Genomic DNA, 15832 nt, shown 5'->3' on the forward strand with positions numbered 1-15832 from the left:
TCACCACTTTTGAGAATAGATAAATTGTTTAAACTAGCTCAGATAGTTTTGCGATAACGTCTGCTTGGCTGTATGTATCTTGTGTACCACCAATCAGATCTTTCAGTACAACTGTGTTATCCGCAACTTCGTTTTCACCAAGAACCAATGCGACCGCTGCGCCGACTTTATCCGCACGCTTGAACTGCTTCTTGAAGTTACCACCACCAAAGTGGTTCATAACACGTAGACCTGGTACCTGCTCACGCAATGTTTCCGCTAGCTTCATACCCGCCATCATAGTGCCTTCACCCGCTGTGACCATGTAAACGTCAACGCTACGACGAACTTCAGTTAATTCCAAAGTTTCAAGCATCAATACTAGACGCTCTAGACCCATAGCGAAGCCAACAGCAGGTGTTGCTTTACCGCCTAACTGTTCAACCAGACCATCATAACGACCACCACCACAAACGGTGCCTTGTGCACCTAGGCTCTCAGTGATCCATTCAAATACAGTGCGGTTGTAGTAATCCAAACCACGAACTAAGCGTTCGTTAACTGTGTATTCGATACCAGCAGCGTCAAGAAGTTCACAAAGTCCTGCAAAATGTTCTTTAGACTCTTCACCTAGATAATCAGAAAGGCGAGGTGCATCGCCAAGAATCGCCTGTACATCTGGATTCTTTGTATCCAAAACACGTAGTGGATTGGTATGCATACGACGCTTACAATCATCATCAAGAACATCAAGATGCTGCTCTAAGAAAGCAATCAGTGCGGTACGGTAGTTCGCACGATCATCCAGCGAGCCAATAGAGTTAAGCTCAAGACGTACATGCTTATCGATACCCAGCTCACGCCATAAGCGCGCTGTCATCATAATAAGTTCAGCATCAACATCAGGGCCATCTAGACCAAATACCTCAACACCACACTGGTGGAACTGACGGTAGCGACCTTTCTGTGGGCGCTCATGACGGAACATCGGTCCCATGTACCACAAACGCTGCTCTGAGCGATCAATCAGGCTGTTTTCAATGCAAGAACGTACACAACCCGCAGTGCCTTCTGGACGTAGAGTCAGGCTATCGCCATTGCGGTCTTCAAAAGTGTACATCTCTTTTTCAACCACATCGGTTACTTCACCGATTGCACGGCTAAATAGATGGGTCATCTCAACGATTGGCATGCGCACTTCATTGTAACCGTATGCGCTGATTACGTTTTTCACTGTGTTTTCAAGTTTTTGCCACAGTGGTGATTGAGTTGGAAGGCAATCGTTCATGCCTCGAATTGCTTGGATTTTCTTTGCCACAATATCTACCGTTAGGTTAATTACTTAGCGTAATCTAGGTTGAGATTAATCTTGTACTTTAATGTCGATACGTTGTTTCTCGTCAAGAATCGCAGCCTTGGCACGAATCTTCGCTTCAAGTTGCGCAACGAGATCATTGTTATCAAAACGCTCTTTTTGACGTTTGCCGTCTTCGTAGAAAGCACTCTTCTTGTTGCTTCCTGCTAATCCTAGATGCGACACTTCAGCTTCACCCGGACCGTTAACGACACAACCGATAATCGAAACATCCATCGGTGTAATAATATCTTCTAAGCGTTCTTCGAGTGCGTTGACCGTACCAATGACATCAAATTCTTGACGAGAGCAGCTCGGACACGCAATAAAGTTGATACCGCGTGAACGAATACGCAGTGATTTCAGAATATCGAAACCAACCTTGATCTCTTCAACTGGGTTAGCCGCTAAAGAGATGCGCAGCGTATCGCCAATCCCTTCCGCTAATAACATACCAAGACCAACAGAAGATTTAACCGCGCCAGCACGAGCACCACCCGCTTCGGTAATACCTAAGTGCAGCGGCTGATCAATTTTCTTCGCCAGTAGTCGGTACGAATCGACAGCTAAGAAGACATCCGACGCTTTTACACTGACTTTAAATTGGTCAAAGTTGAGACGGTCTAGAATATCGACATGACGCATTGCTGATTCAACTAGGGCTTCTGGCGTTGGTTCGCCATATTTCATCTGGATATCTTTTTCCAGAGAGCCACCATTAACACCAATACGAATAGGAATATTTTTGTCGCGAGCACAATCGACAACTGAACGAATGCGTTCTTCGTTGCCTATGTTGCCTGGGTTAATGCGTAAACAGTCAACACCGTACTCAGCAACTTTAAGTGCGATTCGGTAATCAAAGTGAATATCCGCGACAAGTGGGACATTGACCTGTTGTTTGATCAGTTTAAATGCTTCGGCTGCATCCATAGTTGGTACAGAAACTCGCACTATGTCTGCACCGACATTTTCCAAAGCACGGATTTGAGCAACAGTCGCTTCAACGTCTGTTGTTCGGGTGTTGGTCATTGACTGTACTGCGATTGGTGCACCGTCACCAATAGGTACATCGCCCACGTAGATACGAGTCGATGGACGACGTTTGATCGGAGATTCGTATTGCATAGTAATTTCTAAGGTAAGTTGAATCTTGCTACTTTGCCTGAAGTATACCCAGAAAGGTCGACAGGTTCACTCGCTAATGTCATTGAAACGTTTTCAGGGGCACCTAAAATGACGCTATATGGCAAATTGCCACTTAATTCGAGCGTCTGCCCTGCTTTTTTCACACCAGTCGATAATGTTTTACCTGAAGAGTCCTTAACCTGGATCCAGCAATCATCTGAGAAAGTGAGTTTGAGCAGATTAACAACCGTGTCGGATTGCGTCGATTGAACTGACTCAGACACAGGCTCTGCTTCCGTAGTATTAACGTTTTGCTCTAGCTGTTTTTCAGGCTGAGCTTGTTTTGCAACTTCTGGGACAATTTCTGTCTCTAGAGGCGCTTGAGAATCTGGTTGTTCTAACACGGGTTCCACTTCTGGCACGTCATCGGCATTAGCATCGAGCGCAACCTCTGGTTGCGGCTGCGCACTTTCTAAAGTGGTAAAGTCGAGCTCTTGGTTAGCAGTCTGCTGTTCAAGCTCAATTTCCTGCTCTGTTTGGCTGGTTAAGTCGAGCATGGTCGTTTCTTGGTTTTGCCACCACCAAACGGAAGAGATACCAATAATGACCGCAAAGATCCCCCAAGTAAGGGTCATAATACGGCTGTCATGGGCTTCACGTTTGGTTTTTCGTGAAAAGCTCTTCATCTCCTGAGGTTCTGGCTTAGTTTCTTCACACCCGTCCAATGCGCAAAGGACGACGGATTCTTCAATTCCTACCGCTTTAGCGTAAGAACGTAGATAACCGCGAGTAAAGGTCGCAACCTGATCAGAAGCAAAGTTGTTGTTTTCAATATTCTCAATGACTGAAAGACGGAGACGGAGACGGTCGGCAATTTGCTTTTGCGATAAACCAAGTTGCTCACGTTTGTTCTTTAATAGCGTACCCGCTTGTACTTTTTCTACTTGCTCTTCGCTAGCTGGAGTTTGTTGTTCAGCAGTCATGATGGTAATAATTCTCTTCTCGTTAGTGCCTTGCTAATTCGCATCTTAATTATTTATTTTTCGTTGAATGCGAGATAACCAAGCCCTGAAATAATTCGAGGTCAAAGCCTCATTTAATAAAAAGTTACGCTCCACTCAATAAACAGGGGAATACCCCGAAAGCGTTAACCTTTAATTCTAATAGATATCATAGATGAAACAACACAGAGAAAGTGCATATTTTACAAGCAGCTCAAGGTTTTTCGTTATTTTGACATAAATATCGCTACACGATGTAACAAAAAAGCCAGAGCGAGGCTCTGGCTTTAGTAAATTCTTACACGTGATTATGAAACCGCTTTAATTTCGATGGTCTCACCTTTTGCAGCTTTGTTGATCGCAGTACGTTTAGTACGGTCAATGACATCACCCACCAACTGACCACATGCTGCATCAATATCGTCGCCACGTGTTTTACGTACCGTGACTGTGTGTTCGTACTGCATCAACGTTTTCTGGAAGCGGTCGATACGAGAGTTGCTTGGCTTCTTGTATGGTGAACCTGGATACGGGTTAAACGGAATCAGGTTGATTTTACAAGGCGTGTCTTTGAGTAGCTCTGCCAACTCACGTGCGTGGTCCATGTCATCATTAACATGGTCAAGTAACACATACTCAACGGTTACCTTGCCGCGGTTAGCGTTTGAAGACGCAATGTAGCGACGTACAGATGCCAAAAAGTCCTGAATGTCCCAACGGTCATTGATCGGCATGATTTCACTGCGAAGCTTATCATTTGGTGCATGCAGCGAGATCGCTAAAGCAACGTCAATTTTACCCGTCATCTGATCAAGACCAGAAACCACACCTGAAGTGGACACAGTAACGCGACGCTTTGAAAGACCGAAACCTAGATCATCTAGCATGATCTCAAGTGCTGGGATCAGGTTTTTCATGTTCAGTAGCGGTTCACCCATCCCCATCATAACGACGTTAGTAATTGGGCGACGACCAGTCTCTTTCTGTAGACCGATTTCACGTGCAGCACGCCAAACCTGACCAATAATCTCAGACACTTTTAGGTTACGGTTAAAGCCTTGTTGCGCCGTTGAACAGAACTTACACTCTAACGCACAGCCTACCTGAGATGAAACACAAAGCGTTGCACGGTCATCTTCTGGGATGTATACCGTTTCAACGTCTTGATCACCCACCTTCATAGCCCACTTAATCGTGCCATCAGAAGAGTGTTGTGCTTCCGCCACGGTTGGAGCTTTAATCTCACAACGAAGCTCAAGTTTCTCACGTAACTTCTTGTTAATGTTGGTCATGTCTTCGAAGTTATCAACACCGAAATGGTAGATCCACTTCATTACTTGATCTGCACGGAATGCTTTTTCACCGAGCTGGTCAGCAAAAAACTTACGCATACCTTGACGATCAAAGTCGAGTAGATTGATTTTTTCAGTGGTCATGTGGCCTCTCAAGCGACGGAACATTAAATAAGGGCGCGAATTGTACAGCCTTTACGCAGCGACAACAAGCATTGTAAAGCCACGTATTTATTAAGGCGTTAATATCGCAATGATTAAATTTTAAACAGCAATAATCAGTCCGCCTTTTTGACAGGCTGAATAGGAGAAAATTATTGGGCGACTTGCTTTATCTTCTCAACAATCGCTTTAAGACCATTACCTCTGGAAGGGCTCAGGTGTGCAATCAGACCTAGCTGTTCGAAATAGCCATCAGTATCAAAGCTCGCGATCTCCTGAGTGGTTTTGCCATCGAATGCAGCCAGCACCAGTGCAATCAGACCTCGAACAATGCGTGCATCAGAGTCAGCACAGAAATACCACTTGTCTTCTAGCTGTTCGTGAACCAACCAAACCTGACTCTCACAACCTGCCACCGTCACATGTTGCGATTTTAGCTCTTCAGGCATCTGAGGTAGTTTTTTACCCCACTGGATAACCTGGCGATAACGGTCTTCCCAGCCTTTGAAACCTTGCATAGTCGCAATGATATCTTCAACGCTAATATCGTGGCCAAACGGAGATTGAGGAAACGACGACATAGAAAAATCCACCTGTTACTTACTGTGTTTTTGGATTAGCTTTTCAACAATGCGAGATACGGCAACAAAGCCAAAGGTCGCCGTCACTACCGTTGCAGCACCAAAGCCACTCGCACAATCCATACGTTTTGGGCCTTCCGCTGTCGACTTAACGCCACAAACCGTGCCGTCTGCTTGAGGGTATTTCAACTGCTCAGTTGAAAATACACAATCAATGCCAAACTTACGTGCTGGATTGGTTGGAAAATTATGATGGCGACGTAGCGTATCTTTGATTTTTTTCGCTAGTGGGTCCTGAATCGTCTTAGTCAAATCAGCGACCTTTATCTGGGTTGGATCAACCTGACCACCAGCACCACCAGTGGTAATGACTTTGATTTTGTTACTACGACAGTAGGCAAGTAAGGACGCTTTTGCTTTTACGCTGTCAATCGCATCGAGTACATAGTCATACTCTTTACTCAAGTATTCGTGCTGATTGTCAGGAGTGATAAAGTCATCGATCAGATTAACTTTACATTCTGGGTTAATCAGCTTCACTCTCTCTGCCATCACTTCGATTTTACTTTGACCAACAGTACCAGACATAGCGTGGATCTGACGGTTAATATTGGTTACACACACATCGTCCATATCGATAAGTGTCAGTTGACCAATTCCGGTACGAGCTAAGGCTTCTACCGCCCATGAACCCACGCCACCAATACCGATGACACAAACGTGCGCAGCACGCAAAATCTCGACTTCACTGTTACCGTAAAGACGGCGAGTGCCACCAAAACGTTGGTTGTAATTATCAGAAGCTGGAGTATCGAGTTCGCGCATATTGGTTTTCCGCTTGGTACAAAAACAAAGAGTGCGATTTATACGCACTCTTCAATAAAAAGTCTAGATGAAGGAGACGGGTCCTTGTTCAACTATTGTCGCTTTTCCGGTGGCAATGCCCAAGGCGCTTGAGTCGTTGAGTTTTCAAGACCCAGCTTCCATACACGACCAAAATGTTTGTAGTGCCCAGCTTCGATCCCCGCTCTCGGCCCCATGCCGTGATATAAATCAAGATGGTTCTGCTTTACAGCCCCACCGGTATCTAACACGATCAAAAGACGGAGCTGATGTGCGCCACTCCATGAACCATCTGAGTTCAGTAGAGGTACTTCAGCCAATATAGGCGTCCCCATAGGAAAGATACTGCGGTCGCCAGCAACCGACGCCATAGGCAATAATGGAATTCCGGCAGAACCTGTTACTGGCGCATCCGCGCGCGGTTCAAAGAAAACAAATGACGGATTTTGCTCTAGAAGTTCACGAACAGTCTCTTCATCGTTTGCCAGAACCCATTCCTTGATCGCTTTCATTGACATTTTCTCGCGTGAAACGAGCTCTCGCTCAATCAACACGCGTCCAATACTCACGTACGCTTTGTTATTTTTGCCGCCGTAAGCGAAGTATTCCAAAGTATCGTCATCTTCAAAATGAACAAAACCACTGCCCTGAACCTCCATTAAAAATGGATCTATCATATTGGCAGCATAGCCGAGCTCTAATCCTTGTCCGCTAAGCGCACCATCATAAATTTGTGCACGAGTAGGACAATCACTTTCACAAGCGGGTTTACCATAAACCGGATATTTGAAGACCTCGTTCGGTTGATGACGAAGCTCCATGACTGGAGAAAAATATCCCGTAAATAGGACATTGCCTTTTTTATCTCCACCACCTAGCTGTGCAGCCTGAATGCCGAAGTTAGCAAACTCTGTCGGCTCACCACTTTGAAGAATCCACTCATTGAGTTTTTCATACAAAGGTTGGTATGTGGCCGCCAATGAAGGCGAGTTATCGACGACCAATTCAGTCTGACGATGGAACTCAGTAAAGTCACGAGGTTTGTCAGACTCAACAAGTGAGGATTTATTCAAAATCGAATTGAATTCATCATCGATATATTGCTGAGCACGATCGGTGGGTTGCGCACAGCCAAACAAAACGCTGACTGCGGCGATAGGAAGATATTTTTTGAACACTAATTTTATTCCTTTCAAGCGATGCTAAGAGCATGACAAACTTGACTGAAATACGCAATTAGCCAGCCGTTAGTGAATGTTAATTTTAATCGTTTTCTGACAATCGATACACCGGCTGGTAGTGAGGCTCGGAGATAAGTTGTAACTCAGTCAACTCTTCATTGAGCACTTTAAAGCGACGAGTCTTATCTCCAACTTGATACTCAAGATATGTCCCGTTCCAGGAGTAGTGTGTGTCTACAACCCCACCATCAATCGCGACTCCCGCAGGTGTCACGACAAACGCTTCTGCAGAATAAGACGCGACGTTCTGTTCAGTCCAAGTCCCATAAAGATTCGACTTAGGGTATTTTTTCTCTAGATATAAGTCATAAAGAACATTGGCCAACATAACGGCACCAACAGCGGCGACGATCGCTAACAGCAAAATGGCTCGCTCTATGAGCTTCTTTTTACCCTTACTTACACTACTCACTTTCTTTACTACCTACCCATCACTAGTATGGAATTCACTCTCTAAGTGTCGTTCAAAATATAGACAATTTCGAATCAAATCTCCTAGCGCCGCTCAGAGTGACGCATTATTCACAAGTTCAGCTAGAAGAAACACTTATACCCAAGCCTAAAAACAATAGATTTAGACGCTAAAAAACGCTTGCCGAAAAAAGAATAAAATTGCAATATATCTGTATATAAATTCATTACGGAAGATATTGTGAAGATTCGAAGTACAGCTCTGGTTAAGGGGTTCAGACAATCCGCTCCCTATGTCAATGCTCACCGAGACAAGACCATGGTTATCATGATCGGCGGTGAAGCTGTAGCAGATGGAAATTTTGCCAATATTATCAGCGATCTCGCACTGTTGCATAGCTTGGGCGTGAAAATTGTATTGGTCCATGGAGCGCGTCCACAAATTAACAATCTTCTTGAACAAAATAATCATCACACGCCTTACCACAAAGGTATCAGGATCACCGATGAGACATCTCTCAACTACGTTATGCAAGCCGCAGGGCAACTACAGTTGAGCATTACCGCACAGCTATCGATGAGCCTCAGTAATACGCCGATGGCCGGTACTCAACTCAACGTTGTCAGCGGTAACTTTGTCATCGCTCAACCGCTCGGTGTCGACGATGGCATAGACTATTGTCACAGTGGACGCATAAGACGTATCGATGCACAAGGCATCAACCGTATGCTTGATCAAGGTTCGATCGTTTTACTTGGCCCTATCGCCAGTTCAGTGACCGGAGAATCTTTCAACTTACTCTCTGAAGAAGTGGCGACCCAAGTCGCAATAAAATTAAATGCCGATAAGTTGATTGGCTTCTGTTCTGAACAAGGCATCATTGATGAAAATGGCAACGCGGTCGCCGAGCTGTTTCCCAAAGACGCAGAACGGATTTTGTCTCGTCTGGAAAACGAACACGGCAGAGACAATGACTCTTCTTCGGGGACTTTACGTTTCCTTAGAGCAGCAACAGCAGCATGTCGAGCGGGTGTTCCACGTAGCCACTTGGTCAGCTACAAGGTTGATGGCGCACTGATTCAAGAGCTTTTCTCTCTCGATGGTATCGGTACTCAGGTCGTTGAGGCGAGTGCAGAGCAAGTCAGACTTGCCGATATTGACGATATTGGCGGCATTCTTGATTTGATTCGCCCATTAGAAGAGCAAGGCATTCTTGTTAGACGTTCACGTGAGCAACTCGAGCAAGAGATTCATCAATTCACCATTATTGATAAAGATGGGCTAATCATTGGTTGCGCTGCTCTTTATCCTTATCCTGATGAGAAAATGGCAGAAATGGCGTGTGTGGCCATTCATCCAGAATACCGCGATGGAAATCGAGGACTGTTGCTGCTTAACCATATGAGATTGCAATCAAAAGCTCAGGGTATCGAACAAATTTTCGTCCTGACGACTCATAGTCTCCACTGGTTTAGAGAGCAGGGTTTCCATGAAATGGGTGTCGACTCTTTGCCATCACACAAGCAAAACTTATACAACTATCAACGTAAATCGAAAATACTCTCTTTACAGCTGTAAGACGTTGATATTCTCATAGTTGCGCTTGAAGCGGTGAATTTTCCTACATTATTCACTTTATTTCATTCGTCAGATTGTTTAAAATTCGAGCTCCCAAATTAATGGGAGCTAAATAGGATTCGCTTATCCGCTTAACTTATTCGCAAGTTAAGTCGCAAGGATTGCTTGAGGTAACTCACTACGTCACTTAGAGCAAACTGTCGATGAAAAAAATTATCTGTAACTCAGTCCAGAGTTTTTGGGATATGGCAGACAATGAACTGCTAGAAAATCTAGACGTTCACTGCGTATTTCCCGTTACAGAAGGCTTAAAAGCATTCATTTTGAACTATCAAAAAAAAAATACCTCATTCGCAGTATTTCTTTCACTAAAGCACTTTAACTTTTGCATTCGATAACCACGGAAGGTTATCCATTCGCTTGCAACCGCTCTATCAATCCACTTGCTCGCTCAGTCCGAACCTTAATGCCTCTTTTCATCACTCTATCATCGACATACAAGCTCAAACGCTTCTTGGCTCGCGTGATCCCTGTATAGATCAACTCACGTGTTAAAATAGGGGTAAACTCAGGTGGAAGAATCATTAGAGTATGCTCAAACTCACTGCCCTGTGACTTGTGAATCGTCATTGCGTAGGCGGTTTCATGCTCTGGAACTCGACTTGGCAGCACCGATTTCACGCTACCATCCGGAAGTTCAAAAAAGACTTTCAACCTTGGCTGACTGTCTGACTGATCAAGCATACAGATACCAATGTCACCATTGTAAAGCCCTAGCGAATGGTCATTGCGTGTCACCATTACTGGTCGACCGTGATACCAAATTTCATCCTGAACCTGAATAAGTTTACGTGCAGCCAAGGCGCGTTCAATACGCAGATTTAGCCCTTTAACCCCAAAGTCTCCCTCCCGAATAGCACACAACAAACGACAGCGTGAAAACAGTTCCAATACGGCTTTCGCTTTATGAGCCGCGGTTTCAAGTTCACCGGTACTAGCATCGTGTTGCGAAATATTCATACGTTTGAGGTAGTCGCTGTACTCGTTGACTAGGGATTGAATTAATTGACTGTAGTGCTGACTATCGATAGGAAATCTCGCGATATCAGCAAACTCTTTTTGCCACACCCAATCGACTTTCTGCGCCGAGCCTGCGTTGACCGCCTGAGAAAGTTGACCGATACCTGAGCGTGCATCAAAACGGTAGCTCTTTTTGAGCATACACAAGCTATCGGCTATCGAAGGTTGAACATTATTTGTCTGAGCCAGTGTTGTATAGCCCGTTAAACGCGCCACTTGCGTCGCTTGTAACTGACTGAAGCCAAAATGACTAAACGAACAAATATCCCCAAGCACCGCTCCCGCCTCTACCGAAGCAAGCTGGTCTTTATCGCCAAGTAAGATCAAACGCGCATGCTTAGGTAACGCATCAATCAATTTGTACATCATCGGCAGATCAACCATAGAGGCTTCATCGACGACAAGAATATCTAAGTGAAGTGGATTATCTTGGTTATGTCGGAACTCTGCGCTGTTTGGTATCGCGCCCAATAGACGATGAAGGGTACTTGCATCTGTAGGAATCGCTTGCTTGAGCGCTAACGATACTGGCAAACCAGCGACCGCTTTACCTATCGATTCCGTCAAACGGGCTGCTGCTTTCCCCGTCGGCGCCACTAGTTTAATGGTTGGGTATTCATTATTGCTTTGTGCTTGCTCGATAAGCGCGGCAAGTAATTTGGTTACCGTTGTTGTTTTACCGGTTCCCGGTCCACCTGAAATCACCGCAAAACGTCGGCTCAGCGCAACCGCTGCCGCAACCTTCTGCCAATTAACACAAGCAGCCATAGGGACCAACTCATCTAACACCAACAAATCAGAGACACTTTTCGCCGCAACAAGCTTTTGGTCTATGGTAGGCCAATCCAAGATTTCCTCGCACACGACGTCTAGGTGATCGCAAACCATACGCTGACGAAGCACCGAATTTAGCTCTCCAGATTCAAAGCTTTTCTTAATATCTTCAAATAAATAGCGATAGTTTCTGGCAAAAAGATGATCGAGCAGGTCTGCGAGCTTTTGTACTTCAGCAGGCTTTTGGATCATAGGTGACCCAAAGCTATTTAAGCGTTCGGCTAGCGCGACTTCGTAGTGCCAATAGCGATGAAGGTAGAGCCGTTTACCATCAAATATTAGTGGCAGCGATTCTCCCATTGTTCCGACTAATGGCGCCGAACTAAGGCACTGATGCCAATCCACTCCGACCAAGATTTGATTAAGTTGATGGGCAGCCTCACCAAAAAGACCAAGCTTTGCACTGAGATCAACCACCTGTCCCTGAGCATCGTTCAATGGAAGACAAATATGACCTTTTCCTAACTCACTACTCACCACTCCGGCAATGAACCCCAGATATGGGTCATGAGATTGAGACTCGATGAATCGAGCAAATTGATAATCAAGTTGTCGGATACCGCCTTTCAGCGCTAACTGCTTGAGGGTTTGAACTAGATTCATCATGATCAAAGTAACTCCATCTGGCCTGCGCTATTTTGCTTCACATCAATCGCTTCACCATCGATCAGTTTGTCCATATCGGTCAAAAACTCTAAGCTCGGTTTGGCACTAAATACACCATGGTCACTCGCGCCATCCATACCTCTCAAAAACAGGTAATAAACTCCACCAAAATGCTGCTCATAATCATAGTTGACGATGCGGCTGCGCAAAAAACGGTGTAGTGCTAAAGCATAAATCTGATATTGAAGATCGTAGCGATGATCGGCCATTGCCGTCCTTAATGCATCGCCGTGATAGAAACTCACCTCATCGCCAAGGTGATTAGATTTCCAGTCAAGAACGTAATACTTACCTTGGTGTTCAAATACCAAGTCAATAAAACCCTTCAACATACCTTGAACGGTGTGAAAACCGAGGTCACCCGCTTTGGCTGACAGCGGATCATGGCGCTGAATCGTTCGGTTAAGTGCTGGAGCCGAAAGCACTTCAATCGGTAATAAGAATTCCATCTCAACCAGTCGTTGATTAGGGCCTTTTTGTTTGAGTAACAAAGATTTACCATCTAAAGGTGTCGCTAACACAGTATCGATAAGTTGCTGAAGGACAGGCAGCCAATTGATGTCTAACTGCTCACTTTCTAATAGCTGGAGAATAATTTCACTGTTTTCAACGCTGGTCGCAGGCAGAGTGAACTCAACCTCTTCAAATAAGGTATGTAAGAAGGTGCCAGGTCTTGCTCCTCGCGGAAAAGTAAAAATCGACATTTCTGGGTCGGCAATTTCGTCTTGATCCTGTTCATCGGAAGAATCAATATCGAGGTGCATCAGATCCGTGAAGGCTTCATCGCTATGATGAGAGCCCTGCTTTACCAATCCTGAATAGCTGGTAATCCGCCAGTTACGATCAATCTCATGACTCAGTTCACTGGCTGTCAGTGAATGTTGAGACTCATTTAGTAAGCTAAACGGTTGTAAATGCTGTTGGGGCAACGCTGAAAGCACAACGCAATTCAATCCATCCACTTGCTTTTGAATAGCTATGGTTAAATCTTGTATACCGCCCTGTAGACCATCCTGAAGCAAATGCCCCATCGCACTATTGTGAACCCCCGTAGGCTCTTTGGTTGAACGCCCATTTCTCAACGGAGACGTGCCAATAAAACAACCATAAACCGCACGAGTTAAGGCGACGTATATCAAACGCAGATCTTCTGCCAAACGCTCTTTGTCGGCCTGAGCAAGCGACGAATCCTGCTTAGCGATATCTAAAATGGTTCGATCTTGCTTAGCATCGTAATACTTGGCTTCACTTGCTTCTCGATGACTCATAGCAAAAGGCAAGAAAACAAGATCATATTCAAGACCTTTTGACTTGTGAATCGTCACGATTTGCACCAAGTTGCGTTCTGACTCCAAACGCTGAATTTGCTCCTCACTGCCTCCCAAACCATTTTGCGCATCACTGATTGCCTGAGCGAGCCAACGCAGCAAACCGTGGTCACTTTCCAGCTCTTGGCTCGCCTGTTGTAAGAGCTCGCCAATATGCATTAAGTCAGTAAGATTGCGCTCACCCGCCTCTTCTTCGAGCATACGTTCGGCAATATGACGCTTACTCATCACACTGCGCAGCATGGGTAGCACACCACGCTGACTCCATAGCTTGCGATACTCTTTGAATTCATTGATCGCACTTTCCCACTCATTCTCATCATTATTGAGCTTGTCGAGTGTTCCGGCATCAAGAGCAAAAATTTCTGAAGCGAGACTGGCACGCAAGGCACGGTCATTTTCAGGTGTAAGTACAGCTTGCAGCAAACGCTGAATATCTTGTGCGATCAAAGAAGTAAAAACGCTGTCACGGTTCGAAAGGTACACGCTCGCTATGCCCTGCTTGGCTAGCGCTTCTTTAACCATGCGACCTTCGCTACCTGTACGAACTAGAACCGCTATATCCCCAGCCTGTATCAGATGCTGCTTATCACCATCAACGAAGTAAGCCCTCTGCTCTTGCGCCGCCGTTAGTACTGCCTGTATCTGGTCAGCCGTGGCTTTGGCCATAGCTTGCAAATACTCACCTTTCGGTAGCGGTTTATCGTCAGCGTCTTGCAGCCAATAGGTCAGCGCAGGTTGCTTTTGGTCACCGATGAGCCAAGTGCGATTTTGAGCTTTAGGACTATGATTAACCGCAAGGAACGGAATGTCCTCATCATAAATAAATGGACTGGTCGGTAGTTCAAAAATCTGGTTTACAGCCGCCACCATATCTGCGCTTGAACGCCAGTTGGTTCCGAGGGTGAAGTGAGACGAAACCTGCTTACGAGCCTTGATGTATGTAAAAATATCAGCGCCACGGAAACCATAAATGGCCTGCTTAGGATCGCCGATCATGAACAACCCACATTGTGGATGGTTCAAATAAATACGGCTAAAAATACTGTATTGCAGAGGATCGGTATCCTGAAACTCATCAATCATCGCAACCGGATATAGCGTCCGAATACGCTCCGCAAGCAATTCTGATTCATCGCTATCAATGGCAGCAGAGAGATTAGTTAACAGGTCATCAAACGATAACCACTGTTTTTGCTGCTTCGCTTTTGCCAGCATAGAGCGGCAATGCTCTATTGCATGAGCAAGAATCGGCGCTTTAAGAGTGATCGGATTGGCAACAAATTCTTCGATCGCCGAAAATACAAGATGCTCTGGCGCACGCCCTTTTGGCGTTTTATCAAACAGTACCTGCTGAGAAAAACGCTCCAGCTTGTCTGGAGAGTCGTAGCCCGTGGTATCGGACGCAGCCCAATGGTTGACCTCTTCCAGCCACGCTGGCAGGGATTTTTTGGTGTAGCTGCGTTTATTCACATCAGAATCATTGATGATGGCAAAAAGGTCATCCTGATGGCTTCGCCACAACTGTTTCAACTCATCAATACGTTCAAGATTTTGCTTATGCAGATCCGCCAGCGTGCCACTCATCGCTTTAACCGAAAGGCTTAACGGTGCTCCCGTTAAATAATTACTGATATCGCGCAGCAGATCAGAAGGAGCGTTCCATAGTCGACGAACTTCACCCGCCAAGTTCAGTGGCAATGGATAAAAATTTCGCCGCCAATAGTCAGCAACCACTTGTGCTTTAAGGTGGCTTTCATCCGTGACAAATTCATTATTAAATCGACTGCCTGACTCAAACGCATTTTGGGTCAGCATACGCTGACAGAAACCGTGAATGGTATAGACCGCGGCTTCATCCATTTGCCTCTCGGCTTGAAGCAAGATATCAGCAGCCTGCTTATGATCATGAACCTCTTCAAGCAGAGGTTGGATCACAGGGTCATGACTTGTCCCTCGAGCAAACGCCAATCGTGCATCATGAATCCTCGCTCGGATACGATCGCGCAATTCTGCCGTAGCCGCTTCCGTAAAAGTGACCACTAAAATCTGATCAACAGTTAAAGGGACTTGGTGCTTGGTTTCTGGATCACCATGACCCAAAAGCAATCTGAAGTATAAGCCAGCGATGGTAAATGTCTTACCCGTACCCGCCGATGCCTCGATAAGCCGGGCACCGTGCAAAGGAAAAGTCATGGCATTTAGCGGGGTCACCATCGACGTTGCTGTCATAAAAATTCTACCTTTCTAATCAAAACCCAAGATCCAAGTGTGATCTAGACTTAAAAATGATTGTAATTACGTTAAACGCCTAAATAGTTAGGACTTTATGGGATCTTTCTCACGGCAGAAG

General features: G+C 45.4%; 12 protein-coding genes. 2 read left to right on the plus strand and 10 right to left on the minus strand.

What is annotated here, in order from left to right:
• Positions 1-28 precede the first annotated feature (28 nt).
• The 8 genes from hisS to QTN94_RS01745 form a co-directional block, all read right to left on the minus strand.
• Positions 29-1297, minus strand: a complete 1269-nt coding sequence (gene hisS / locus QTN94_RS01710) for a histidine--tRNA ligase (protein WP_269377615.1) — start codon at positions 1295-1297, stop codon at positions 29-31.
• A 45-nt stretch (positions 1298-1342) separates the two neighbouring features.
• Entirely contained in the window at positions 1343-2461 is a 1119-nt protein-coding gene (gene ispG / locus QTN94_RS01715; protein ID WP_138970494.1) for a flavodoxin-dependent (E)-4-hydroxy-3-methylbut-2-enyl-diphosphate synthase, read from the minus strand.
• A gap of 8 nt (positions 2462-2469) precedes the next feature.
• Positions 2470-3444, minus strand: coding sequence for a cytoskeleton protein RodZ (gene rodZ / locus QTN94_RS01720; protein ID WP_331416536.1), 975 nt, complete (start codon positions 3442-3444; stop codon positions 2470-2472).
• A gap of 326 nt (positions 3445-3770) precedes the next feature.
• Positions 3771-4898: a bifunctional tRNA (adenosine(37)-C2)-methyltransferase TrmG/ribosomal RNA large subunit methyltransferase RlmN gene (locus QTN94_RS01725; protein ID WP_331416535.1), complete on the minus strand. Its 1128-nt coding sequence runs from the start codon at positions 4896-4898 to the stop codon at positions 3771-3773.
• Between the two features lie 170 nt (positions 4899-5068).
• Entirely contained in the window at positions 5069-5497 is a 429-nt protein-coding gene (csdE, locus tag QTN94_RS01730; RefSeq protein ID WP_331416534.1) for a cysteine desulfurase sulfur acceptor subunit CsdE, read from the minus strand.
• Positions 5498-5512: 15 nt separating this feature from the next.
• A complete protein-coding gene (gene tcdA, locus QTN94_RS01735) occupies positions 5513-6322 on the minus strand; it encodes a tRNA cyclic N6-threonylcarbamoyladenosine(37) synthase TcdA (protein WP_331426654.1) in 810 nt (269 codons plus the stop codon).
• Between the two features lie 92 nt (positions 6323-6414).
• Positions 6415-7518 carry a murein transglycosylase A gene (gene mltA, locus QTN94_RS01740; RefSeq protein ID WP_331426655.1) on the minus strand — a complete coding sequence of 368 codons (1104 nt, stop codon included), beginning with the start codon at positions 7516-7518 and terminating at the stop codon, positions 6415-6417.
• A gap of 85 nt (positions 7519-7603) precedes the next feature.
• On the minus strand, positions 7604-7993 hold the full coding sequence (locus tag QTN94_RS01745; RefSeq protein WP_331426657.1) for a DUF2850 domain-containing protein: 390 nt from the start codon (positions 7991-7993) through the stop codon (positions 7604-7606).
• Positions 7994-8233: 240 nt separating this feature from the next.
• On the opposite strand from QTN94_RS01745, the gene argA reads away from it, so the two are divergent.
• Both argA and QTN94_RS01755 read left to right on the plus strand, forming a co-directional pair.
• Positions 8234-9571, plus strand: coding sequence for an amino-acid N-acetyltransferase (gene argA, locus QTN94_RS01750; RefSeq protein WP_331426659.1), 1338 nt, complete (start codon positions 8234-8236; stop codon positions 9569-9571).
• 203 nt (positions 9572-9774) lie between these two features.
• On the plus strand, positions 9775-9969 hold the full coding sequence (locus tag QTN94_RS01755; protein WP_331426715.1) for a hypothetical protein: 195 nt from the start codon (positions 9775-9777) through the stop codon (positions 9967-9969).
• Between the two features lie 10 nt (positions 9970-9979).
• On the opposite strand, the gene recD is transcribed toward QTN94_RS01755, so the two are convergent.
• Both recD and recB read right to left on the minus strand, forming a co-directional pair.
• Positions 9980-12091: an exodeoxyribonuclease V subunit alpha gene (recD, locus tag QTN94_RS01760; protein ID WP_331426660.1), complete on the minus strand. Its 2112-nt coding sequence runs from the start codon at positions 12089-12091 to the stop codon at positions 9980-9982.
• A gap of 2 nt (positions 12092-12093) precedes the next feature.
• Entirely contained in the window at positions 12094-15711 is a 3618-nt protein-coding gene (gene recB, locus QTN94_RS01765) for an exodeoxyribonuclease V subunit beta (RefSeq protein ID WP_331426661.1), read from the minus strand.
• Positions 15712-15832: the final 121 nt, after the last annotated feature.

Source organism: Vibrio sp. M250220 (assembly GCF_036533795.1).
In the GTDB taxonomy this organism is placed as follows: domain Bacteria; phylum Pseudomonadota; class Gammaproteobacteria; order Enterobacterales; family Vibrionaceae; genus Vibrio.

Bases quoted from the DNA above. Each gene is read 5' to 3' on its own strand.
- ispG (WP_138970494.1), bottom strand. From the start codon at position 2,461: ATGCAATACGAATCTCCGATCAAACGTCGTCCATCGACTCGTATCTAC.
- rodZ (WP_331416536.1), bottom strand. From the start codon at position 3,444: ATGACTGCTGAACAACAAACTCCAGCTAGCGAAGAGCAAGTAGAAAAA.
- QTN94_RS01725 (WP_331416535.1), bottom strand. From the start codon at position 4,898: ATGACCACTGAAAAAATCAATCTACTCGACTTTGATCGTCAAGGTATG.
- csdE (WP_331416534.1), bottom strand. From the start codon at position 5,497: ATGTCGTCGTTTCCTCAATCTCCGTTTGGCCACGATATTAGCGTTGAA.
- tcdA (WP_331426654.1), bottom strand. From the start codon at position 6,322: ATGCGCGAACTCGATACTCCAGCTTCTGATAATTACAACCAACGTTTT.
- QTN94_RS01755 (WP_331426715.1), top strand. From the start codon at position 9,775: ATGAAAAAAATTATCTGTAACTCAGTCCAGAGTTTTTGGGATATGGCA.
- recD (WP_331426660.1), bottom strand. From the start codon at position 12,091: ATGATGAATCTAGTTCAAACCCTCAAGCAGTTAGCGCTGAAAGGCGGT.
- recB (WP_331426661.1), bottom strand. From the start codon at position 15,711: ATGACAGCAACGTCGATGGTGACCCCGCTAAATGCCATGACTTTTCCT.